The 22,231-nt window shown below is 66.8% G+C and carries 18 protein-coding genes; 12 read left to right on the forward strand and 6 right to left on the reverse strand.

The genetic code is table 11. The features are described 5' to 3' along the window. The 3 genes from WB461_RS03940 to WB461_RS03950 form a co-directional block, all read right to left on the reverse strand. Positions 1–618 (reverse strand): CocE/NonD family hydrolase (locus WB461_RS03940; RefSeq protein ID WP_423851414.1); only part of this gene is annotated, 618 nt, incomplete at its 3' end. Between the two features lie 51 nt (positions 619–669). Next, positions 670–1,551 (reverse strand): MaoC family dehydratase, encoded by an 882-nt coding sequence (locus WB461_RS03945; RefSeq protein ID WP_423851415.1) that lies wholly within the window; start codon positions 1,549–1,551, stop codon positions 670–672. Between the two features lies 1 nt (position 1,552). Then, positions 1,553–2,902: a 3-oxoacyl-ACP reductase gene (locus tag WB461_RS03950; protein ID WP_423851416.1), complete on the reverse strand. Its 1,350-nt coding sequence runs from the start codon at positions 2,900–2,902 to the stop codon at positions 1,553–1,555. 146 nt (positions 2,903–3,048) lie between these two features. On the opposite strand from WB461_RS03950, the gene WB461_RS03955 reads away from it, so the two are divergent. Next, positions 3,049–4,413 carry an acetyl-CoA C-acetyltransferase gene (locus WB461_RS03955; protein ID WP_423851417.1) on the forward strand — a complete coding sequence of 455 codons (1,365 nt, stop codon included), beginning with the start codon at positions 3,049–3,051 and terminating at the stop codon, positions 4,411–4,413. A 102-nt stretch (positions 4,414–4,515) separates the two neighbouring features. Here WB461_RS03955 and WB461_RS03960 read toward each other — a convergent pair whose 3' ends face one another. Further along, positions 4,516–5,184, reverse strand: a complete 669-nt coding sequence (locus tag WB461_RS03960; RefSeq protein WP_423851418.1) for a TetR/AcrR family transcriptional regulator — start codon at positions 5,182–5,184, stop codon at positions 4,516–4,518. Positions 5,185–5,232: 48 nt separating this feature from the next. Here WB461_RS03960 and uvrB point away from each other — a divergent pair, with 48 nt between their 5' ends. The 4 genes from uvrB (at position 5,233) to WB461_RS03980 (ending at position 10,767) form a co-directional block, all read left to right on the forward strand. Further along, positions 5,233–7,317, forward strand: coding sequence for an excinuclease ABC subunit UvrB (gene uvrB, locus WB461_RS03965; RefSeq protein WP_423851419.1), 2,085 nt, complete (start codon positions 5,233–5,235; stop codon positions 7,315–7,317). Positions 7,318–7,339: 22 nt separating this feature from the next. Continuing rightward, the gene (locus WB461_RS03970) at positions 7,340–8,176 is read left to right on the forward strand and encodes an aldose 1-epimerase (RefSeq protein ID WP_423851420.1); all 837 of its coding nucleotides are present in this window, start codon (positions 7,340–7,342) and stop codon (positions 8,174–8,176) included. Positions 8,177–8,304: 128 nt separating this feature from the next. Continuing rightward, the gene (locus WB461_RS03975) at positions 8,305–9,333 is read left to right on the forward strand and encodes a TerC/Alx family metal homeostasis membrane protein (protein WP_423851421.1); all 1,029 of its coding nucleotides are present in this window, start codon (positions 8,305–8,307) and stop codon (positions 9,331–9,333) included. Between the two features lie 153 nt (positions 9,334–9,486). Next, entirely contained in the window at positions 9,487–10,767 is a 1,281-nt protein-coding gene (locus tag WB461_RS03980; RefSeq protein ID WP_423851422.1) for a cytochrome P450, read from the forward strand. A 44-nt stretch (positions 10,768–10,811) separates the two neighbouring features. On the opposite strand, the gene WB461_RS03985 is transcribed toward WB461_RS03980, so the two are convergent. Together WB461_RS03985 and WB461_RS03990 are read right to left on the reverse strand one after the other, a co-directional pair. After that, positions 10,812–11,213: a hypothetical protein gene (locus tag WB461_RS03985; protein ID WP_423851423.1), complete on the reverse strand. Its 402-nt coding sequence runs from the start codon at positions 11,211–11,213 to the stop codon at positions 10,812–10,814. A gap of 158 nt (positions 11,214–11,371) precedes the next feature. After that, positions 11,372–12,025 (reverse strand): MBL fold metallo-hydrolase, encoded by a 654-nt coding sequence (locus WB461_RS03990; protein ID WP_423851424.1) that lies wholly within the window; start codon positions 12,023–12,025, stop codon positions 11,372–11,374. Between the two features lie 208 nt (positions 12,026–12,233). Between WB461_RS03990 and uvrA the strand changes: the two genes are divergently transcribed. The 7 genes from uvrA (at position 12,234) to WB461_RS04025 (ending at position 22,230) form a co-directional block, all read left to right on the forward strand. Then, positions 12,234–15,098, forward strand: a complete 2,865-nt coding sequence (gene uvrA, locus WB461_RS03995; protein ID WP_423851425.1) for an excinuclease ABC subunit UvrA — start codon at positions 12,234–12,236, stop codon at positions 15,096–15,098. Between the two features lie 9 nt (positions 15,099–15,107). Then, entirely contained in the window at positions 15,108–17,051 is a 1,944-nt protein-coding gene (gene uvrC, locus WB461_RS04000; protein ID WP_423851426.1) for an excinuclease ABC subunit UvrC, read from the forward strand. Further along, positions 17,048–17,911, forward strand: coding sequence for an RNase adapter RapZ (rapZ, locus tag WB461_RS04005; protein ID WP_423851427.1), 864 nt, complete (start codon positions 17,048–17,050; stop codon positions 17,909–17,911). The genes uvrC and rapZ overlap by 4 nt, the downstream gene beginning before the upstream one ends. Before the next feature lie 2 nt (positions 17,912–17,913). After that, positions 17,914–18,891 carry a gluconeogenesis factor YvcK family protein gene (locus WB461_RS04010; RefSeq protein ID WP_423851428.1) on the forward strand — a complete coding sequence of 326 codons (978 nt, stop codon included), beginning with the start codon at positions 17,914–17,916 and terminating at the stop codon, positions 18,889–18,891. Positions 18,892–18,930: 39 nt separating this feature from the next. Further along, positions 18,931–19,914, forward strand: a complete 984-nt coding sequence (gene whiA, locus WB461_RS04015) for a DNA-binding protein WhiA (RefSeq protein WP_423851429.1) — start codon at positions 18,931–18,933, stop codon at positions 19,912–19,914. Between the two features lie 90 nt (positions 19,915–20,004). Continuing rightward, the gene (gene gap / locus WB461_RS04020; protein WP_423851430.1) at positions 20,005–21,009 is read left to right on the forward strand and encodes a type I glyceraldehyde-3-phosphate dehydrogenase; all 1,005 of its coding nucleotides are present in this window, start codon (positions 20,005–20,007) and stop codon (positions 21,007–21,009) included. Positions 21,010–21,012: 3 nt separating this feature from the next. Then, positions 21,013–22,230 carry a phosphoglycerate kinase gene (locus WB461_RS04025; protein WP_423851431.1) on the forward strand — a complete coding sequence of 406 codons (1,218 nt, stop codon included), beginning with the start codon at positions 21,013–21,015 and terminating at the stop codon, positions 22,228–22,230. Position 22,231 lies beyond the last annotated feature (1 nt).

Below are 22,231 nucleotides of genomic sequence, written 5' to 3' on the forward strand. Positions count from 1 at the left end.
CTGGCCTCCCGAGGCGACGACGTCGCGGTAGACGTCGGCGCCGGGCACCTGCGGGAAGATCGCCTTGAGGCCGGGTGGCTGAGCGGCGGCCGCCCAGAGCTGGCTGATTCCCATGTACGAAGGACCGGTCATGCCGGTGATGCCATTGCTCCACGGACGCCTCGATGAGTGCGCCCAGGTCAGGATCTCGCCGCCATCCTTGTTCTCACGTGCGTCGAAGGCCTTCCAGATGCCCTCAGAGCTTCCGGTGCCTCGCGCGTCGACCGTCAGCTGGACATAGCCGCGCTTGACCAGGTAGGCCGCGTCGGCGCCGCCGAGCCCACCCGCCGAGCTCAGCAACGACTTGTTGTACGCCGTGATCGTCACGATGACCGGGAATCGCTTCGCGATGGCCCTGCCATTCGCGTCGGCCGGGCGCATGACGTCGCCGCGCAAGGTCGTTCCATCGGACATCGGGATCGCGACATCGCGTTCGGTCACGGTCTTTGCATACTGCTCGGCTCGTGGCTTCCACGCGGTGGCAGCCGACGCCGTCTCGACCGAGAGCGAGGCGCTGACCAGTCCCAGCACAAGGGCCGTGACGGTGAACAGACGAGTGAGTGCGCGGCGAGTGTGCACGAGTTCCCTCCAGAGTCGTTGCTCAGCACAACGACTGTCGGTAACTCGAAGTTACGCCTGTGGGACGACGCGCCCGACGAGGTGAGTCACCGGCTTCTTGGCGCCCTTCACCCCGAAGACCAGGTCATCTTCCACGACCCGCGACCCGAACACGACGGTGCCGGGAAGCAGAATCGGCTTGCGGAACTCCGCATCGACGGTGAATGCGGCAGGAAGCCTGTTCTGGATCGCCGAGAGGCTGCGCGCGAGCGTCCACATGCCGTGAGCGATGTTGCTCGGGAACCCGAAAGCCTTCGCGGTGAGTGGGTAGAGGTGGATAGGGTTGCGATCGCCCGACACGGCACCGTACCGACGACCCAGGTCTCCGCCGAGCTTCCAGTGCACGACACCATCCGGAGCCTCGACACCGGCGAGTGGGGCGGGGGAGGTCTCGGCGCCGCCGCCAGTGTGCCGCGAGAACAGGGTGGTGATCTCCTCCCACACGAGCTCGCCGGCGATCGAGACCGTCGTGACGATGTCGACCAACGATCCCTTCGGGAACGGGCGCAGGTCAGCGGCCCGTACTGACACGTCGAAGGTCTCGTCCACCCCGATCGGCCGGTGCTGCGTGATGGTGTTGCGCAGATGGACCAGACCCATGGGGGCAAATGGAAAGGCGGTGTCGGTCATCAGGCTCATGTGCAACCCGAAGGCAGCCATGTGTGGGTATGTCGCAGGCAGCACGTCGCTGCGGGGAAACCCGCAGACCTCGTTGTACGTCTCCAGGTGGGCGTGGTCGGTCCGCACGCCGGTGCGCTCGAGGACGATGTCCGGGACCGAGCCCTTCGCGTGCCTGACTCCCGGCAGCCCACCGATGACGGGAATCGCCGGGAGGACGGCCTTGAGCATCAGCGGGCCGGTGGACGGAGCCTTGTCGAAAGTTCGGATGACCATCTCAGGCTCCGATCAGGGCCTGGCCACAGACGCGCACGACATTGCCGGAGATCGCGGAGGAGCCGGGGTTGGCGTACCACGCGATGGCCTCGGCCACGTCGATCGGCTGGCCACCCTGGGACAGCGAGCTCAGCCGCCGGCCGGCCTCGCGAATGCCCAGCGGCATGGTCTTGACCATGTCGGTCTCGATGAAGCCCGGCGCGATGGCGTTGACGGTGATGCCGTCCTTGGCGACCCGCTTGGACAGGTCCTCGACGAAGCCGATGACGCCGGCCTTGGCCGTGCCGTAGCTGGTCTGACCGTTGTTGCCAGCGATGCCCGCGATCGACGAGATGCCGATGACGCGGCCACCCTTGCGAAGCAGCTTCTGGTTCAGCAGCTCGGCGGTGATGCGCTGAGGCGCACCGACACTGATGTCGATGACCAGGTCCCAGTTTTCGGTCTTCATGTTCTTGAGGCGCTTGTCGCGGGTGATTCCAGCGTTGTGCACCACGATGTCGACACCGCCGTGCGCCGCCTTGAGCGCCTTGGCGATGACCTTCGGCGCGTCCGCGGCGGTGATGTCCTCGGCGATCGCTGTGCCGCCCAGCTCGGCCATGACGGCCTCCAGCTCGGCGGACAGCTGCGGGACGTCGAGCCCGACGATCTGGGCGCCGTCGCGGTGGAGGGTGCGAGCCATGGCCTCACCCAGACCGCGGGATGCTCCGGTGACGAGCGCGACCTTGCCGGCCAGCGGCTTGGCCTGGTCGGCCACCGGGTCGGCGGAGACGAGGTCGGTCAGGCCCAGTCGGATGACCTGACCGTCGACGAACGCCGATTTTGGCGAGAGCAGGAACTCCAACGTGGAGCCGAGCGCGTCCTCGGCGCCGGCTCCGACGTAGACGAGGTTCGCGGTGCTGCCGTTGGCGCCGACCTCCTTGCCCGCTGAGCGCACAAAGCCTTCGAGGGCCCGCTGTGCGATCGCGGCGGTGCCGCTGGAGGCCTGCTCAGGCAGCGTGCCGATCACCACGAGTCGGCCCGACGAGGCCAGACTGCGCAGGGCAGGGGTGAAGAATTGCTGCATGGCGGCCAGTCCGGCCGTGTCGGTGATGCCGGTCGCATCGAAGACCAGACCCTTGTAACGCTTGCCATCGGCGCGGACGCCGACCGCAGCGATGCCACTGGACTTGAGGGTGCTGTTGAGCTTGTTGCCGAGCGTTCCGCCCGTTGCGGCGCCGATCAGGACTGTGCCCTTGACCAGCGGCGATCCTTCGGTCCAGCGCTCGAGGACCGGGGGGTTGGGCAGACCCAGGTTCTTGACGAGGAACTTGCCGATGGGGTTGTGAGCAAGGGACTGATAGCGGTCTGCCATGACGGGGTGTGTCCTATCTCTCGGATACCATTGGTATCTGGAATGCTGATGAAACTGTAACCTCATCAAACGGCCCCAGTCCACCATCGTGGATGCGGTGCTCATCACGTTCAGAACCATCGTTCACGAAGATCGAGGAGACCGCCATGGCGGACACCACCCCAGCCAAGAAGACCACCAAGCAGACGCCCGCGAAGCAGGCCCCCGCTGCGAAGACTGCCGCTGCCGGTTCGCCGCAGCAGGTTCGTCGTGTCGCCGTGATCGGCGGCAACCGCATACCGTTCGCGCGTTCCAACAGCGTCTACCTCACCGCGTCCAACCAGGACATGCTGACGGCGGCCGTGGACGGACTGGTGGACCGATTCGGTCTCGCCGGCGAACGCGTCGGCGAGCTCGCCGCAGGAGCGGTGCTCAAGCACAGCCGCGACTTCAACCTGGCCCGCGAGACGGTTCTGGGCTCCAAGCTCTCGCCGGACACGCCGGCCTACGACGTGCAGCAGGCCTGTGACACCGGAATCCAGGCAGCCGTGCTGGTCGCCAACAAGATCGCGCTCGGCAAGATCGAGTCCGCCATCGCTGGCGGCGCCGACACGACCTCCGACGCGCCGCTGGCCGTGGGCGACAAGCTCCGCAAGATCCTGTTGGACGCGAACCGTGCCAAGGACACCAAGGGTCGTCTGGCGGCTCTTGCCCGGATCCGACCGTCCGACCTCGCACCCGACCAGCCGCGCAACTCCGAGCCGCGCACCGGGCTCTCGATGGGTGACAGCCAGGCCATCACGACCAAGGAGTGGGGCATCACGCGCGAGGCCCAGGACGAGCTCGCCGTGGCCTCGCACGTCAACCTCGCGAAGTCGTACGACGAGGGTTGGCAGGACGACCTGGTCACGCCGTTCCTGGGTGTGACCAAGGACAACAACATGCGTCCCGACTCGAGCATGGAGAAGCTCGCCAAGCTCAAGCCGGTCTTCGGCAAGGGTGAGGGCGCCACGATGACCGCGGCCAACTCGACCCCGCTGTCCGACGGTGCGTCCGTCGTCCTGCTGGCGTCTGAGGAGGAGGCCAAGAAGCACGGCTGGACCCCCCAGGCGTATCTCGTCGACTACGAGACCGCGGCGGTCGACTACGTGTCCGGTGCCGAGGGCCTGCTGATGGCTCCTGCATATGCCGTTCCGCGGATGCTCGCCCGTCAGGGCCTGACGCTGCAGGACTTCGACTACTACGAGATCCACGAGGCGTTCGCCGGCCAGGTGCTGACGACCCTCGCTGCGTGGGAGGATCCGACGTTCTGCAAGGACCGGCTCGGTCTGGACCTTCCACTGGGCTCGATCGACCGCAGCAAGCTCAACGTGAAGGGCTCGTCCCTCGCGGCCGCGCACCCGTTCGCCGCAACGGGTGGCCGCATCATCGCCAACCTCGCCAAGCTGCTGCACGAGAAGGGATCGGGTCGTGGCCTGATCTCGATCTGCGCGGCCGGCGGCCAGGGCGTCGTGGCGATCCTCGAGGCCTGACCCACCCGGCCAGCCGCGCGTCGTCCGCCTGCTGAGCCTGACGTCATTGCCGCGACACCTCGTGTCGCCCGGCGGAGACGTCAGGCTCGGTGCGGTGGTCGGCTACGGAGTCGTGTCCGACGCCGCGCCACGGGCCATGGCGACCGCGGCGAGGCCCACGAGTTTCTTGACCTCGTCGAACGGCACGGCGTCGACCGCCGGAAGACCGGGATTCTGCTCGCGGACCGACAACTGCAACGTCGCGAGATTCATGACGCCGAGCGCCTGCGTGTAGAAGACATTGCCCAGCAGGTAGGGGTCGCGGACGTGGAACTCGCCGCTGGCGGTGCCCGCCTCGAGCACCGACACGACGTGCGACAGGCACGCTGCCATGGCCCGTCCCAGGTCGAACATGACCCGCTCGCTGACCTCCTCGATGAGCTCCTCCCCGCGTCGACGAAGCAGCGCCTGAGCGCAGTCGACGAACGCGGGCAGGCCAGCTCCGAAGTCGAGGAACGCGTCGATGAGCGCCTGCAGACGCTCGACCGGCTGGTGGGAGGCGTCGTCGGCCTCGGCCAGGGTCGCGTCGAGCTCGTCCAGATAGCCGACGAGCGTCTCGGCGAACAGCTCTTCCTTGCCGGAGAAGTGGCGGTAGATGATCGCGCGGTTGATTCCGACAGCTCGCGCGATGTCCTCTATCTGGGCGTCGCGCAGACCGCGCTCGTCGAACAGAGCCCTGGTGGCGTCCAGGATCTCCCTCTTGCGCTCAGCGCGGCGTTCTGAGACGAGCATGGCACCACTTTAGGGCCCATTGTCGGAGGTGGGACGTAGGCTCGTCGTATGAGGTCAGTGTCCGAGCTGCAGCGCCAGGTGGCTCCCATCGAGGTCGTCTCCGAGTACCAGCCAGCGGGCGATCAACCGGCCGCGATCGCGGAGCTCGAACGGCGCATCAAGGCGGGCGCGGTCGACAACGTGCTGCTCGGTGCGACTGGCACCGGCAAGACCGCGACGACGGCGTGGCTGGCCGAGCGGCTGCAGCGGCCGATGCTCGTGATGATGCCCAACAAGCTCTTGGCCGCCCAGTTCGCCAATGAGCTGCGTGAGCTCCTGCCCAACAACGCCGTCGAATACTTCGTCTCCTACTACGACTACTACCAGCCCGAGGCGTACATCGCTCAGAGCGACACCTACATCGAGAAGGACTCCTCGATCAACGAGGAGGTCGAGCGGCTTCGGCACTCCGCGACCTGGTCGTTGCTGACCCGTCGCGACGTCATCGTGGTCGCCACGGTGTCGTGCATCTATGGTCTCGGTTCGGCTCAGGAGTACCTCGAACGGATGATCGGCTTCAAGGTCGGTGAGGAGCTGCCCCGCGACCAGCTGCTGCGCACCTTGGTGCAGGCGCAATACGTCCGCAACGACGTCAGCTCGACCCGTGGCACCTTCCGGGTCAAGGGCGACACGATCGAGATCTTCCCCGTCTATCAGGAGCACGCCGTGCGGGTGGAGTTCTTCGGCGATGAGATCGAGCGGCTCATGACGCTGCATCCTCTGACCGGCGAGGTGCTGAGCGACGACCAGGAGCTCTACGTCGGAGCTGCGACACACTACGCGGCGGGCCAGGAGACCATGAACCGCGCGATGCGCACGATCGAGGTCGAGCTGGAGGAGCGCCTTGCCGAGCTCGAGGGCGAGGGCAAGCTGCTCGAGGCGCAGCGACTACGCATGCGCACGTCGTACGACCTGGAGATGATGCAGCAGGTGGGCACGTGTGCCGGCATCGAGAACTACTCCCGCCACATGGACGGACGTGGCCCCGGGACCCCCGGCCACTGCCTGCTCGACTACTTCCCCGACGACTTCGTGCTGGTCGTCGACGAGTCGCACGTGACGATCCCGCAGATCGGCGCGATGTACGAGGGCGACATGTCCCGCAAGCGGTCGCTCGTCGAGCACGGCTTCCGGCTGCCCAGCGCCATGGACAACCGCCCGCTCAAGTGGCCGGAGTTTCTCGACCGCATCGGCCAGACGGTCTACCTCTCGGCCACTCCGGGCTCGTACGAGCTCGAGAAGGTTCAGGGCGACGTCGTCGAGCAGATCATTCGCCCGACCGGTCTGATCGACCCCGAGGTCATCGTCAAGCCGACCAAGGGGCAGATCGACGACCTGATCACCCAGATTCGCACCCGCACCGATCGTGAGGAGCGGGTGCTGGTCACGACCTTGACCAAGAAGATGTCCGAGGACCTGACCGACTACCTGCTCGAGGCCGGCATCCGCACGCGATACCTGCACAGTGAGGTTGACACGCTGCGCCGCGTCGAGCTGTTGCGAGAGCTGCGGATGGGTGAGTACGACGTCCTGGTCGGCATCAACCTGCTGCGGGAGGGTCTCGACCTTCCCGAGGTGAGCCTGGTGGCGATCCTCGACGCGGACAAGGAAGGCTTCCTGCGCTCGGGTCGCTCCCTGATCCAGACGATCGGCCGGGCCGCTCGCAACGTGTCAGGGCAGGTCATCATGTATGCCGACCGCATCACCGACTCGATGGGCTGGGCGATCGAAGAGACCAACCGTCGCCGCGAGAAGCAGGTCGCCTACAACACCGCCAACGGCATCGACCCGACTCCGCTTCGCAAGAAGATCGGCGACATCACCGACATGCTCGCGCGTGAGGACGCCGACACCGCCTCCTTGCTCGCCGCCACCGGAGACAAGCGACGCAAGGGGGCACCGGTCCCATTGGGTCAGCACACGGCTGCGCTCGCTGACCTGCCCTCGGGCGAGCTGGCCGACCTGATCGAGCAGCTCAGCGAGCAGATGCGGGCAGCGGCCGCCGAGTTGCAGTTTGAGGTCGCGGCCCGCCTGCGCGATGAGATTGGCGATTTGAAGAAGGAGCTCCGCAGCATGCTCGAGGCGGGTGTCTGACCCGCTGGTTCACACTGGCGGGGTGACCGACGTCCTGGAGAACGACCATGTTCGTGCCGTCATCGACCCCAGCCGAGGAGCTCGGCTCACCAGCCTCCTGCTCCATGGACACGAGGTCCTTGGCCGCGCCGCCGATCCAACGGTGGATCCAGCCATCGCGGATGGCTGCTTTCCGATGGTCCCGTGGGCGGGACGGATTCGAGACGGCCGCCTGATCGTCGGAGGAGTCGAGCATGGGCTGCCCGTGGGCGACGACGGCAACGCACTTCACGGTCTCGGCCACGATGCAGTCTGGGATTCGCTGGCCGAGGGAAGGTACGAGCGTGCGATCGGGTCGCCGTGGCCCACCGACGGCATCGCCACGTTGACGTATGCCCTGCTCGAGGACGGCTTGCGCATCGAGCTGAGCTGGGACGACGAAACCGAGTCACCCTGCACCATCGGGCTGCATCCGTGGTTTCGGCGTCACCTGGACGTCGGGGGGCCCGCGGTGTGGCGGCTCGACGCCGACGTCATGGTCCAGCGTGGAGCTGACGGGCTGCCAACCGGAAGGCTGACCGAACCGCGGCCCGGTCCGTGGGACGACTGCTTCCGTCTCGCCACGGCACCCATCGTGACCTGGCCGGGCGCCGTCGAGCTGACCCTGAGCGCCTCGACGCCGTGGTGGGTCGTCTACGACGAGCCGGCCGCGACGATCTGCTTGGAGCCGCAAACCGCACCGCCGGACGCCTTCGACCACCCGGGACTGCAGCCGGACGGGGCGTGGCCTCGTGGCGTCTGGATGGAGCTGCGCGGCCGCGCGCTCGTGCCGGTGCCGGACGACCAGAGCGGCGACACCAGCGGGCACCTGCAACAATAGGAGACGGAGGGGAGTATTCCCTGATCGCAACGTCGTCATCACGGTGACTCCAAGCAGTTTCCCGGTGTTGCGGGCCGCCTTCGGCGGCGGAAGAGACCTCCGGCGTTCTCACGACCGGAGATGACCCGATGTTGCTGCCGCTGGCCGAGAAGACCACTGAGACCGTTGGCATGTCGGTGTCCCAGACCGAGTGGTTCGTGACGATTGGCGCGACGATCGCCATTCTGCTGTTCGACGTTGTGATCGTGGCGCGCCGCCCACATGAGCCGACGCTCAAGGAGAGTGCCGTCTACCTCGCCGGGTACGTCGGGCTGGCCATTGCCTTCGGCATCTGGGTCGTGGTCCACCACGACGTCTCCGAGCCGGGCGGTGACTTCGGTCTCCAGTTCTTTGCGGGCTGGCTCACCGAGTACAGCTTGTCGATCGACAACCTGTTCATCTTCCTGATCATCATGGCCAGCTTCAAGGTGCCGCGGAAGCTGCAGCAGGAAGCACTGTTGGTCGGCATCATCCTCGCGCTGATCTTCCGAGGCATCTTCATCGCAATCGGTGCCGTCGCGATCAACAACTTCTCGTGGATCTTCTACTTGTTCGGGGCGTTCCTGCTGTGGACTGCCTGGACCCTGATCAAGGACAAGGACCACGACGACGATGGTGAGAACGCGGTCGTCCGATTCGCCAAGCGCTATTTCAACACCAAGGACGAATGGCACGGACTGACGCTGTTCATCAAGGAGAACGGCAAGACGTTCATCACCCCGATGTTCTTGGTGATCCTTTCTCTCGGAACGACCGATCTGTTGTTCGCACTGGACTCGATCCCAGCGATCTACGGGCTCACCAAGGAGCCCTATCTGGTGTTCACGGCCAACGTCTTCGCCCTGATGGGTCTTCGCCAGCTCTACTTCCTGCTCGGCGGCCTGCTCAAGAAGTTGATCTACCTCTCGCAGGGACTCGCGCTCCTGCTGGCCTTCATCGGCGTCAAGCTCGTTCTGCACGCGCTGCACACCAACGAGCTGCCGTTCCTCAACGGTGGTCAGCCGTTCGACGTGCCGGAGATCCCCACGCTGCTGAGTCTCGGGGTGATCGTCGGGATCCTCTCGGTGACCGCGGTCGTGAGCCTCACCGTGTCGGCACGCCGCGAGTCCGCCGGCTGAGATCCTGCGGAGACGGCCGAGATGGTGATCCCGAGGCGGATCGGGTTTGTCAGCGGGCCCGCGCGCTCTCGCGTCGCCCGATTCGTGGCGACACCGCCGCGCTGCCTCAACCGAGTGGGGGATCTCGGCGATCCAGCGGTGTAGTTTCGATCCGTGGTCGACGTCAGGGCAAAGCTATCCGGATGGGTCGGCAGTCTGTTGCTGCACCGCATCCAGAAGAAGGGCATCGACCTCTCCAGGATCTCGTTCATCCCTGAAGCGACCAAGGTGCCCCTGCAGCGGCACGGCATGGATCCAGTGCCCCGCCTGGCTGAGATCAGGTCCACCCGACCGATGCACAAGCTGGACCTCCCGTTCAACTTCCGAGCGTTCCTGGTAACCGGCTACGACGAGGCGCGCCAGATTCTGACCGATCGTGACTCGTACTCCAACGACATCCGGCACATGTTCCACGGCGACGGTCCGGCCACCTCCGACGACATCGGTGGTCTGGGATTCACCGACGCCCCGCTGCACACGCGGCTGCGCAAGATCGTCACCCCCGAGTTCACGATGCGCCGGCTGGCCAGACTCGAGCCGATGATCGCCGACATCGTGGACCGCCAGCTCGACGCCCTCGCGGCCGAGGGGAGCGGTGCCGATCTGGCCAAGCACCTGGCCTTCCCCGTGCCGTTCCAGACGATCTGTGCGCTGCTGGGACTCGATTACGAGGATCGCGACGCCTTTGAAAAGTTGGGGAGTGCCCGATTCGACGCGACGAACGGCGGCGCAGCGGCCTTCGGAGCGGTCTCGGAGCAACGCGAATTCCTGTTCGCAGCAGTCGCGAAGCAGCGCGCAGAGCCCGGGCCGGGCCTGATCGGTCAGATCCTGCGGGACGAGGGCGACCGGCTCTCCGACGTGGACCTGGCCGGGCTCGCTGACGGCGTCTTCACCGGCGGCTACGAGACCACCGCTGGGATGATCGCCCTCGGCACGATCGTGCTGCTGCGCGATCCGGCGTATGCCGAGCTGATTCGCCGCGGTGAGCGTGCGGATGTCGACCGGGTCGTCGAGGAGCTGCTGCGCTACCTCTCGGTCGTGCAGGTCGCCTTCCCGAGATTCGCGAAGCAGGACATGGAGCTGTTCGGGCAGCGCGTCAAGTCCGGCGATGTCGTGCTCGCCTCACTGAGCGGCGCCAACCGAGATCCGCGATCGATGGGTACCTGTCCGGACGAATTTGATCCGTCCCGCACACCCACCAGCGGGCACCTTGCCTTCGGACACGGCACTCACCGCTGCATCGGTGCCGAGCTGGCGCGCATGGAGCTGCGCATCGCCCTGCCCAAGCTGTTCCAGAAGTTCCCTGATCTTGCGCTGGCCAAGCCGCAGGAGGAGCTCAGCTTTCGGGAGCTCTCCTTCGTCTACGGCGTTGAAGAGCTGCCGGTCACGTTCTGACCGGGTCGAGTGGCTGCGCGGCGTGTTCGCATCGGTGAGGAGGCTTACGTCGGCGTTCCGTCGGAGGTCCCGTCCGGCGCGCACTGGTTGAGCGTGATGGCCTTGTTCCGGGCGAAGCTTGCTGACGTTCGAGCGGCCTCGGGGTAGTCCGCAGGCGCGAGATTGGCGTAGTACTCGACCGCATCGAGCAGGGCATCTGCCTCGGGCTCGTCGCTGATCGTCGCGTAGACCGTGGCAGTGATCCTGGCCTTCTTGAAGCTTGCGACGGTCCCGGCGTAATCCTTCTGGTTGAACAAGTCGATGCCTTTGCGCACCTCAGCGCAGGTCTTGGTCTGCGCCTCGACGATCTCCAGCGGCGACGGGTCGGAGTCGTCGGCGGCCTGTTCGGACCCTGCGCCACATGCGGGCAGTATGCCGAGCAGCGCAACGGCGACGATGGTCCTCACCCTTCGCACATTAGGTGCTGGACGCCGAACCGCCACCCGAGTTGGCCCACCAGAGATGGCCAACCCCCCAAGCCCACCCGAGCCGCATGTCAGTCACGTGTGCACGCGCGCACAGGTGGGTGCGCCACGCCTCTCGGGGGTGTGGGGTCCGTTGGTGACTACCAGCCGCGCTCGCGCCACTGAGTCAGGTGCGGGCGCTCGGCGCCCAGCGTCGTGTCGTGCCCGTGGCCGGGATACACGTGGGTGTCGTCCCCGAATCGACCGAAGATCCTCTCCTCGACCTGATCGATGAGCGTTGCGAAGTCCTCCGGCGCCCAGGTCTTGCCGACCCCACCGGGAAAGAGTGAGTCGCCGGTGAACAGATGCACGATGCCATCGGGATCGTCGTATGCGAGCACGATCGAGCCGGGGGTGTGGCCGGCGATCTCGATGACTTCGAGCTCGCACGAGCCGACCCGGACGCGGGCCCCGGTGCGGACACGTGTGGTGACCTCGACCGGCAGCTCATCGGCGTCATCCGCACCGGCGACGGTCTCGGCGCCCGTGCGCTCGACGATCGTCGGCAGCGCCTGCCAGTGGTCGCCGTGCCGATGCGTCGTGACGACACGAGCCAGTCCATCGACGCCGACCAGCCCCAGCAGCGTGTCCGCCTCGTTGGCAGCGTCGATCAGGACCTGCTCGCCGGTCAGCGCACAGCGCAGCAGGTAGGCGTTGTTGTTCATGTCTCCGACCGCGACCTTGGTGATCAGCAGGTCGCCCGCGGCTTGCACGTCGGCTGGACCGCCGACCTCGACTTCTCCGGTGTACGTCATGGAGCTCAGCCTGCCAGACCCCCGGCCGATCGCTGTGAGCGAGCGATTCCGGGCCGGTGACTCGCGACGGCGGACTCCTTGATCCCGGCAGACGTCCGGGGGTGTGACGAGGACGACGAGACCTTCGGAAAGAAACTGTCGCACCCCGTCGTTACGATGATGTGGGCGCGAGCTGTGCCCCAAACCACCACTCATTTCAGGGGAGCCTGTGACCGACCGCCTCGTCATCCGCGGTGCACGAGAGCACAATCTCAAGGACGTCTCACTCGATCTGCCGCGAGACTCGCTGATCGTGTTCACGGGTCTGTCCGGGTCAGGCAAGTCGTCGCTGGCGTTCGACACGATCTTCGCCGAGGGCCAACGCCGGTACGTGGAGTCACTGTCGGCGTATGCCCGGCAGTTCCTCGGTCAGATGGACAAGCCCGACGTCGATTTCATCGAGGGTCTGTCTCCGGCGGTCTCGATCGACCAGAAGTCCACCTCGCGCAATCCCCGCTCGACCGTCGGCACGATCACCGAGGTGTACGACTACCTCCGCCTCCTCTACGCGCGCGCTGGCCGACCACACTGCCCGGTGTGCGGCGAGCTCATCACCCGACAGACCCCGCAGCAGATAGTCGACCGCATCATGGCCGGCGAGCAGGGCGCCCGGTTCCAGGTTCTTGCCCCGATCATCCGGGGCCGCAAGGGTGAGTACGGCGAGTTGTTCCGCCAGCTGCAGTCACAGGGCTTCAGCCGCACGATCGTCGACGGCCAGACCCACATGCTTTCCGACGAGCCGCCGACGCTCGCCAAGCAGAAGAAGCACACGATCGACGTGGTGGTCGACCGACTGCAGGTCAAGGACAGTGCGAAGCAGCGACTGACCGAGTCCGTCGAGACGGCCCTCGGCCTCGCCGACGGCCTGGTCATCATCGACTACGTCGACCTTCCCGAGGATGACGAGCACCGCACCCGTCGCTTCTCCGAGAAGCTTGCCTGCCCCAACGACCACCCACTCGAGGTCGACGAGCTCGAGCCCCGCTCGTTCTCGTTCAACGCCCCGTTCGGTGCCTGCCCGGAGTGTCACGGTCTGGGCACCCGCATGGAGGTCGATCCGGAGCTGGTGGTCCCCGACGACGCCAAGTCGCTCAACGACGGCGCGGTCGTGCCCTGGGCGTCGGCGCACGTGGCTGACTACTTCTCCCGGCTCATCGGTGCACTGGCCGACGAGCTGGACTTCAGCGCGGATGCTCCGTGGGGCGATCTCTCCGAGGAGGTGCGTGACGCGATCCTGCACGGTCACGCGACCAAGGTCCACGTCCGCTACAAGAACCGGTACGGCCGCGAGCGGTCCTACTTCACCGAGTTCGAAGGCGCGATCACCTATCTGGAGCGGCGACACGACGAGACCGAGTCGGAGACCAGCCGCGAACGGCTCGAAGGGTTCATGCGCGAGGTGCCGTGCCGAGTCTGCCAAGGCACCCGGCTCAAGCCGGTGATTCTCGCGGTGACGTTGGAGTCAGACAAGTTCGGCCCCAAGAACATCGCCGAGGTGTGCGCGCTGTCGATCAGCGAGGCGTCGGAGTACCTCCAGACGCTGGAGATGAATGATCGTGAGCGGCAGATCGGCGAGCGGGTGCTCAAGGAGATCAATGAGCGGTTGCGCTTCCTGCTCGATGTCGGTCTGGACTATCTCGCACTCGATCGGGCAGCTGGCTCGTTGTCGGGTGGAGAGGCCCAGCGCATCCGGCTCGCGACGCAGATCGGTGCAGGACTAGTAGGCGTTCTCTACGTGTTGGACGAACCATCGATCGGCCTGCACCAGCGCGACAACCACCGATTGATCGACACCCTGATCCGTCTGCGTGACCTCGGCAACACGCTGATCGTCGTCGAGCACGACGAAGACACCATCCGGGCGGCCGACTGGGCTGTCGACATCGGTCCCGGAGCAGGCGAGCACGGGGGACAGGTCATCGTCTCGGGGCCGGTCGAGGAGCTGTTTGCGAGCGAGCACTCGCTGACCGGTCAGTATCTCTCCGGCCGCAAGATGATCCCGCTGCCGGAGTCGCGACGCGAACGTGTGCCCGGGCGCGAGCTCACGGTGCACGGTGCCAAGGAGCACAACCTGCGCGACATCGACGTGACCTTTCCGCTGGGGATGTTCGTCGCGGTCACGGGCGTGTCCGGCTCCGGCAAGTCCACGTTGGTCAACGACATCCTCTACACCCAGCTGGCACGCACGGTCTACGGTGCGCGGACGATCCCAGGACGGCATCGCACCATCACCGGGCTGGAGGAGGTCGACAAGGTCATCCACGTCGACCAGTCGCCGATCGGCCGCACTCCGCGGTCCAACCCGGCGACCTACACCGGCGTCTTCGACCATGTCCGCAAGCTGTTCGCACAGACGCCCGAAGCCAAGATGCGCGGATACCAACAGGGCCGATTCTCGTTCAACGTCAAGGGCGGCCGCTGTGAGGCATGCTCCGGCGACGGCACGATCAAGATCGAGATGAACTTCCTGCCCGACGTCTACGTCGCCTGCGAAGTGTGCCACGGTGCCCGGTACAACCGCGAGACGCTCGAGGTCCACTACAAGGGCAAGACCATCGCTGAGGTGCTCGAGATGCCGATCGAGGAGGCCGTCGAGTTCTTCGAGGCCATCCCCGCTATCGCACGGCACCTGCGCACTTTGGTCGATGTGGGCCTGGGCTATGTGCGACTCGGACAGTCCGCGCCGACCCTGTCCGGTGGCGAGGCGCAGCGGGTCAAGCTGTCCGCCGAGCTGCAGAAGCGCTCGACAGGTCGCACCGTCTACGTCCTCGACGAGCCCACGACGGGCCTGCACTTCGAGGACATACGCAAGCTCCTGGGCGTCCTGCAGCGCATCGTCGACACCGGCAACTCGGTCATCGTCATCGAACACAACCTCGATGTCATCAAGACCGCAGACTGGGTCATCGACATGGGACCCGAGGGCGGCAGCGGCGGTGGCCTGCTGATCGCGGAGGGAACACCCGAGGACATCGCCAACAGTCCCGACAGCCACACCGGCACGTATCTCAAGCCGCTGCTGGTCACCTCGTAGGCTGGTTCGGTGGCAGATCCTGCAAGCTATCGGCCGGCCCCGGGCGAGATCCCGGCCGAGCCCGGCGTCTACCGGTTCCGCGATGCCGAGCGCCGGGTCATCTACGTGGGCAAGGCCAAGTCGCTCCGCCCGCGGCTGAGCTCGTACTTTCAGGACATCTCGGGTCTTCACCCCCGAACGCAGCAGATGGTGCTGACGGGAGCATCCGTCGACTGGACCGTCGTCAGCACCGAGGTCGAGGCGCTGGCCCTGGAGTACTCGTGGATCAAGGAGTTCGATCCGCGCTTCAACGTCAAGTATCGGGACGACAAGTCCTATCCGTGGCTCGCCGTGACGGTCGGTGAGGAGTTTCCGCGGGTCATGGTCATGCGCGGAGCGCAGCGCAAGGGGGTTCGATACTTCGGCCCGTACGGCCATGCGTGGGCCATCCGCGACACCGTTGACACGCTGCTGAGGGTCTTCCCGATGCGCTCATGTTCAGCTGGGGTGTTCCGGCGGTCCAAGGCGATCGGCCGTCCCTGTCTCCTGGGGGACATCGGCAAGTGCGCCGCCCCGTGCGTCGGGCGGGTCAGCCCCGAGGAGCACCGCGCGATCGTGAACGACTTCCTGTCGTTCATGGGAGGCCAGACGGCCGGCTTCACCAAGCGCATCGAGCAACGCATGCGCGAGGCATCGGACCAGCAGGAGTACGAGCTGGCCGCCAAGCTCCGGGACGATCTCGGTGCCCTGCGGCGGGTGCTGGAGAAGCAGACGGTGGTGCTGGGCGACGGCACGGATGCCGATGTGCTCGGCTTCGTCGACGATCCGCTCGAGATCGCGGTGCAGATCTTCTCGGTGCGCGGCGGCCGGATCCGCGGGCAGCGTGGCTGGGTCGCCGAGAAGGCCGACGAGGCCGCGTTCCCCGAACTGGTCCAACGGGCCCTCATGACGCTGTACCAGGACGCCAACGCTGCCGCGATCCCGCGGGAGGTCCTGGTCCCGGCGATGCCGTCGGACGCGGCGACCGTCACCGAGCTGCTCGCGGAGCGACGTGAGGGTCCCGTCACCATCCGGGTGCCCAAGCGCGGCGACAAGCGTGCGCTGATGCAGACCGTCGAGCAGAACGCCAAGCAGTCGCTGATGCGGCACAAGATGAAGCGCTCCTCGGACCTGACGGCGCGCAGTCTCGCGCTCGAAGAGCTCCAGGACGCGCTCGAGCTCGAGACGGCGCCCCTGCGGATCGAGTGCTACGACATCTCCAACCTCGGCGCCACCGAGACGGTCGCATCGATGGTCGTGTTCGAGGACGGGCTGCCCCGCAAGTCCGAGTATCGCCGCTTCACGATCCGCAACGAGGGACAGAGTGACGTTGCGGCGATGCACGAGGTCATCACCAGGCGGTTCACCCAGCTGCTCAGGGCTCGCGAGGGCAATGACGACGAGGGACCCGGCATCGATCCCGAGACCGGCAAGCCGCGGCGCTTTGCCTACACTCCGGCACTCGTGGTGGTCGACGGGGGACCACCGCAGGTCGCCGCGGCCCACGCTGCGATGCAGGAGCTCGGCGTCACCGACGTCGCCCTGGTCGGCCTGGCAAAGCGGCTGGAGGAGGTCTGGTTGCCGGAGGATGAAGATCCGCTGATCCTGCCTCGAACCAGCGAGGGCCTGTACCTGCTGCAGCGGCTGCGCGACGAGGCGCATCGGTTCGCGATCACCCACCACCGCGGCCGACGCAGCAAGACGATGATCGAGAGCGTTCTGGACCCCGTTCAAGGGCTTGGTCCAACCCGGCGCAGAGCACTCCTGAAGGCGTTCGGGTCGGTCAAGAAATTGCGGGCGGCCACACTCGAGGAGATTGCATCCGTCCCCGGGATCGGCCCGGCTACGGCACAATCCATCATGGAGGGGCTTGCAACCGGCGAGCAGCCCTCCGCCATCAACACCGCGACCGGCGAGATCCTGGAGGACCGTTGACGACCTTGACCCAGCTCGTGCTCATCACCGGCATGACCGGAGCCGGGCGAGGCACGGCCGCCAAGGTGCTCGAGAAGCTCGGCTACTACGTCATCGACAATCTGCCGCCGGGGCTTCTGTCCCAGGCCGTGAGCACGATCCAGGGGTCCGAGGACATCGATCGTCTTGCCGTGGTCGTCGACGCACGCTCGCGGAACTTCTTCGGCGGCCTGGTCGACGCGATCGAGGAGCTGCGCGAAGCCGGGGTGAGCACGCGGATCCTCTACCTCGAGGCGGCCGACGACGTCTTGGTCCGCCGCCAGGAGGCCGCGCGGCGACCGCACCCGCTGAGTCTGGAGGGGCGGCTGATGGACGGCCTGAACCGTGAGCGCGAGCTGCTGCGTCGCATTCGTGGTCGCGCGGACATCGTTGTCGACACCTCCAATCTCAACGTCAACCAGTTGGCCCAGCGAGTCCGGGCTGCGTTTGAGGACTCCGACAGCGGCGGGCTGCGCGCCTCCGTGGTGTCGTTCGGCTTCAAGTACGGCTTGCCCATCGACGCAGACATGGTCGCTGACCTGCGCTTCCTGCCCAATCCGTTCTGGGTCGACGAGCTGCGGCCGATGAGCGGTCTCGATGCCCCGGTACGCGACTACGTCCTGCGTCAGCCCCGCTCGGCGGAGTTCCTCGCGCAGTACGAGTCCCTGGTGGCGCTCCTGACCGGCGGCTACCTCAACGAGGACAAGCACTTCCTGACGATCGCGATCGGCTGCACGGGCGGACGGCACCGTAGCGTCGCCATGGCGGAGGCTTTCGCCGACCGGTTGCGCGCGCAGGGTGTACGGACCCTGGTGGTCCATCGCGACCTGGGCCGCGAGTAGGTATGACCACGACGCGACCCACGCACGTCGCCGGGCGGGCCGAGGGCGACCTCAAGGTGGTCTCGCTCGGCGGCGGTCACGGCCTTGCCGCCAGCCTGTCGGCGCTGCGCCGCATCACGACCAATCTGACCGGTGTCGTGACGGTCGCGGACAATGGTGGCTCATCCGGCCGCATCAGGGCCGAGCTCGGCGGCCTCCCCCCGGGCGACCTGCGGATGGCGCTGGCAGCGCTCTGCGGCGACGACGACTGGGGTCGCCAGTGGGCCGCGATCCTGCAGCACCGGTTCTCAGGCACCGGAGCGTTGAGGGACCATGCGGTCGGCAATCTGCTGATCGCGGCGATCTGGGACCAGGTCGGTGACCACGTCGCAGGACTCGACCTGGTCGGCGAGCTGCTCGGTGCCCAGGGCCGCGTCCTGCCGATGGCAGCGGTGCCACTGGACATCGAGGCTGATGTCCATCTGCGGTCGGCGCCCGACCGACTGACCCTGGTCCGCGGTCAGGTCGACGTGTCTCGGACCGATGGCCAGGTCGTCACGGTCCGACTGGATCCCGCCGATCCGCCCGCCTGTCCCGAGGCGGTGTCCGCGGTTGCGAATGCCGACTGGGTCGTGGTCGGCCCCGGATCGTGGTTCACCAGTGTCATGCCGACGCTCCTGGTGCCAGGGCTTCGTGACGCCCTGACGACGACGTCCGCCAAGCGCATCCTGGTGCTGAACCTGATGGAGCAGGAGGGCGAGACCGAGGGGCTGACCCCCACCGACCATCTCGAGGTCCTGGCCGCCCACGCGCCGGAGCTGGGCCTCGACGCCGTGATCGCGGACAGCAGCCTCGTTGACACGCGTGGCACGCTGGAGTCCACGGCGCGCGCGCTCGGCGCCAGGTTGCACGTGGCGGACGTCGCGGCCAGCCCCGGATCAGACCAGCACCACCCGGGTCGGCTCGCAGCCGCATTCGGCCGCGTCATGAGACAGGCATAGAGTGACCACATTCTTCTCGACACAAAGGGGTTCGGCCGGATGGCGATGACGGCTCAGGTGAAGGCGGAGCTCGCCAACACCACGATCACCAAGTCGTGTTGTCGCAAGGCCGAGGTCTCCTCGATCCTGCGCTTCGCGGGCGGCCTGCACATCGTCTCCGGACGCATCGTGATCGAGGCCGAGCTCGACACCGGTGCCGCGGCCCGACGGCTCCGCAAGGACATCGCCGAGATCTACGGGCATGACAGCGAAGTTCTGGTGATGCAGAACGCGGGCATCCGCAAGGACACCCACTACGTCGTCCGAGTCTCCAAGGATGGCGAGGCGCTGGCACGCCAGACCGGGCTGATCGACGGCAGCGGTCGACCCATCCGTGGGCTTCCGCCGCAGGTGGTCTCCGGATCCTCGTGCGATGCGGTCGCCGCGTGGCGCGGATCGTTCCTGGCGCACGGATCACTCACCGAGCCCGGTCGATCCTCGGCGCTCGAGGTCAGCTGCCCCGGTCCCGAGGCGGCCCTGGCCCTGGTCGGCGCAGCCCGCCGCCTGGGGATCAGCGCCAAGGCCCGCGAGGTCCGCGGCATCGACCGTGTCGTGATCCGGGACGGTGAAGCCATCGGCGCGCTGCTGACCCGGCTCGGTGCGCACGAGTCGCTCCTGGCCTGGGAAGAACGCCGCATGCGCCGCGAGGTGCGCGCGACCGCCAACCGGCTGGCCAACTTCGACGACGCCAATCTTCGGCGTTCGGCGCGGGCGGCCGTTGCAGCGGGAGCCCGCGCGCAACGCGCGCTGGAGATCCTGGGAGACGAGGTGCCAGATCACCTCAGGATGGCTGGCGGTCTGCGAGTCGAGCATCGACAGGCCAGCCTCGAGGAGCTGGGGCAGCTGCACGAGCCCGCGCTGACCAAAGATGCGATCGCCGGACGCATCCGTCGGCTGCTCGCGATGGCCGACAAACGGGCCGAGGAGCTGGGTGTGCCGGACACCGAGTCCACCCTCGGCGACGAGCGCCTCGCCGAGGGCTGATCCCGCCGAGCGAGGTGACTCGCCGTCGGCCGCAGGAACTCGGTAGGGTGAGGGTGCCACTCACCCCGATCCAGCAGGAGACACGTCCCCGTGACCGTACGCGTAGGCATCAACGGATTTGGCCGCATCGGCCGCAACTTCTTCCGCGCGGCCCGTGCCGCCGGGGCAGACATCGAGATCGTCGCCGTCAACGACCTGACGGACAACAAGACACTCGCCCACCTGCTCAGGTATGACTCGATCCTCGGCCGCCTCGACGGCGAGGTGAGCTATGACGACGACTCGATCACCGTCGGCTCCCAGCGGATCGCCACCTTTGCCGAGCGCGACCCGGCCAAGCTCGACTGGGCCAGCGTCGGAGCCGACATCGTCATCGAGTCCACGGGCTTCTTCACCGACGCGACCAAGGCCAAGGCCCACATCGACGGTGGCGCCAAGAAGGTCATCATCTCCGCGCCGGCGAAGAACGAGGACGTCACGATCGTCATGGGTGTCAACCACGACACCTATGACGCCGCAGCGCACACGATCATCTCCAACGCGTCCTGCACCACGAACTGCCTCGCGCCCATGGCCAAGGCTCTCAACGACGGTCTCGGCATCGAGCGTGGCCTGATGACCACGATCCACGCGTACACGCAGGACCAGAACCTGCAGGACGCGCCGCACTCGGATCTGCGCCGGGCGCGGGCCGCGGCGATCAACATCGTGCCGACCTCGACGGGCGCCGCCAAGGCCGTGAGCCTGGTGCTCCCCGAGCTCAAGGGCAAGCTCGACGGTTTCGCCTTCCGCGTGCCCGTGCCGACCGGATCGGCAACGGACCTGACCTTCACGGCATCACGCGAGACCACGGTCGACGAGGTCAACCAGATCGTCAAGGACGCGGCCGAGGGTGCGCTCAAGGGATTCCTGACGTACACCGAGGACCCGATCGTCTCCTCCGACATCGTCACCGATCCGTCGTCGTGCATCTTCGACTCGGGCCTGACCAAGGTCATCGGTGACCAGGTCAAGGTCGTTGGTTGGTACGACAACGAGTGGGGCTACTCCAACCGCCTCGCCGACCTGGTCGTGCATGTCGGATCGTCGCTCTGACTCGTGAAGACGGTCTCAGATCTGGGTGACCTGCGCGGCAAGCGCGTCCTGGTCCGCAGCGACCTCAACGTGCCGCTCGACGGCACGACGATCACCGACGACGGTCGCGTTCGCGCGAGCGTCCCGACGATCAAGGCGCTTGCCGACGCGGGGGCCCGCGTGATCGTGACGGCACACCTCGGACGCCCCGACGGCTCGCCCGATCAGAAGTACTCCCTGGCGCCAGTGGCCGAGCGGCTCGCAGAGCTCCTGGGCGCGCCGGTGCTGTTCGCGAACGACACCGTGGGCCCAGAGGCCCACCGCATCACTGCGGCGCTCCAGGACGGGCAGGTTGCAGTGCTGCAGAACGTCCGATTCAACCCGGGCGAGACCAGCAAAGACGAGCCTGAGCGTGGAGCCTTCGCCGACGAGCTGGCGGACTTGGCGGACGTGTTCGTATCGGACGGGTTCGGCGTCGTGCACCGCAAGCAGGCCAGCGTCTACGACATCGCTACCCGTCTGCCCGCTGCGATCGGCGGACTGGTCGAGGCCGAGATCGGGGTCCTCGAGCGGTTGACCATCGATCCCGAGCGTCCGTACACGGTGGTGCTCGGCGGCTCCAAGGTCTCCGACAAGCTCGGCGTGATCGACAACCTGCTCGACAAGGCCGACAGCCTGCTGATCGGCGGCGGCATGGTGTTCACCTTCCTCAAGGCCCAGGGTCACGAGGTCGGGAAGTCCCTGCTCGAGGAGGACCAGCTCGACATCGCGCGCGGCTACATCGAGCAGGCGTCCGCCAAGGGGGTTCAGCTCGTGCTGCCGACGGACATCGTCGTGGCGCCGGAGTTCGACGCGGACTCCCCAGCCACGACGGTTGCCGCAGACGCGATGCCCGATGACCAGCTCGGTCTGGACATCGGCCCCGACTCGGCGGCTCGATTCGCCGAGATCATCCGCGCCTCCAAGACGGTGTTCTGGAACGGCCCCATGGGCGTGTTCGAGATGTCGGCCTTCGCGGCCGGTACCAAGGCCGTGGCGCAGGCGCTGACCGACGTCGATGGACTTTCGGTCGTCGGCGGGGGAGACTCGGCCGCGGCGGTACGTCAGCTCGGTTTCGCCGATTCGGACTTCGGTCACATCTCGACAGGTGGCGGCGCCAGCCTGGAGTACCTCGAGGGCAAGACCCTCCCGGGACTCGACATCTTGGACCACCGCGATCAACAGCCGCTCGAAGGGAACTGAC

It is taken from the genome of Aeromicrobium sp., from assembly GCF_049587115.1.
Taxonomy (GTDB): domain Bacteria; phylum Actinomycetota; class Actinomycetes; order Propionibacteriales; family Nocardioidaceae; genus Aeromicrobium.

Coding starts and splice junctions, on each gene's coding strand:
- uvrB (WP_423851419.1), top strand. CDS start 5,233: ATGAGGTCAGTGTCCGAGCTGCAGCGCCAGGTGGCTCCCATCGAGGTC.
- WB461_RS04010 (WP_423851428.1), top strand. CDS start 17,914: ATGACCACGACGCGACCCACGCACGTCGCCGGGCGGGCCGAGGGCGAC.
- WB461_RS03950 (WP_423851416.1), bottom strand. CDS start 2,902: ATGGCAGACCGCTATCAGTCCCTTGCTCACAACCCCATCGGCAAGTTC.
- WB461_RS03975 (WP_423851421.1), top strand. CDS start 8,305: ATGTTGCTGCCGCTGGCCGAGAAGACCACTGAGACCGTTGGCATGTCG.
- whiA (WP_423851429.1), top strand. CDS start 18,931: ATGGCGATGACGGCTCAGGTGAAGGCGGAGCTCGCCAACACCACGATC.
- WB461_RS03945 (WP_423851415.1), bottom strand. CDS start 1,551: ATGGTCATCCGAACTTTCGACAAGGCTCCGTCCACCGGCCCGCTGATG.
- WB461_RS03955 (WP_423851417.1), top strand. CDS start 3,049: ATGGCGGACACCACCCCAGCCAAGAAGACCACCAAGCAGACGCCCGCG.
- WB461_RS03990 (WP_423851424.1), bottom strand. CDS start 12,025: ATGACGTACACCGGAGAAGTCGAGGTCGGCGGTCCAGCCGACGTGCAA.
- WB461_RS03960 (WP_423851418.1), bottom strand. CDS start 5,184: ATGCTCGTCTCAGAACGCCGCGCTGAGCGCAAGAGGGAGATCCTGGAC.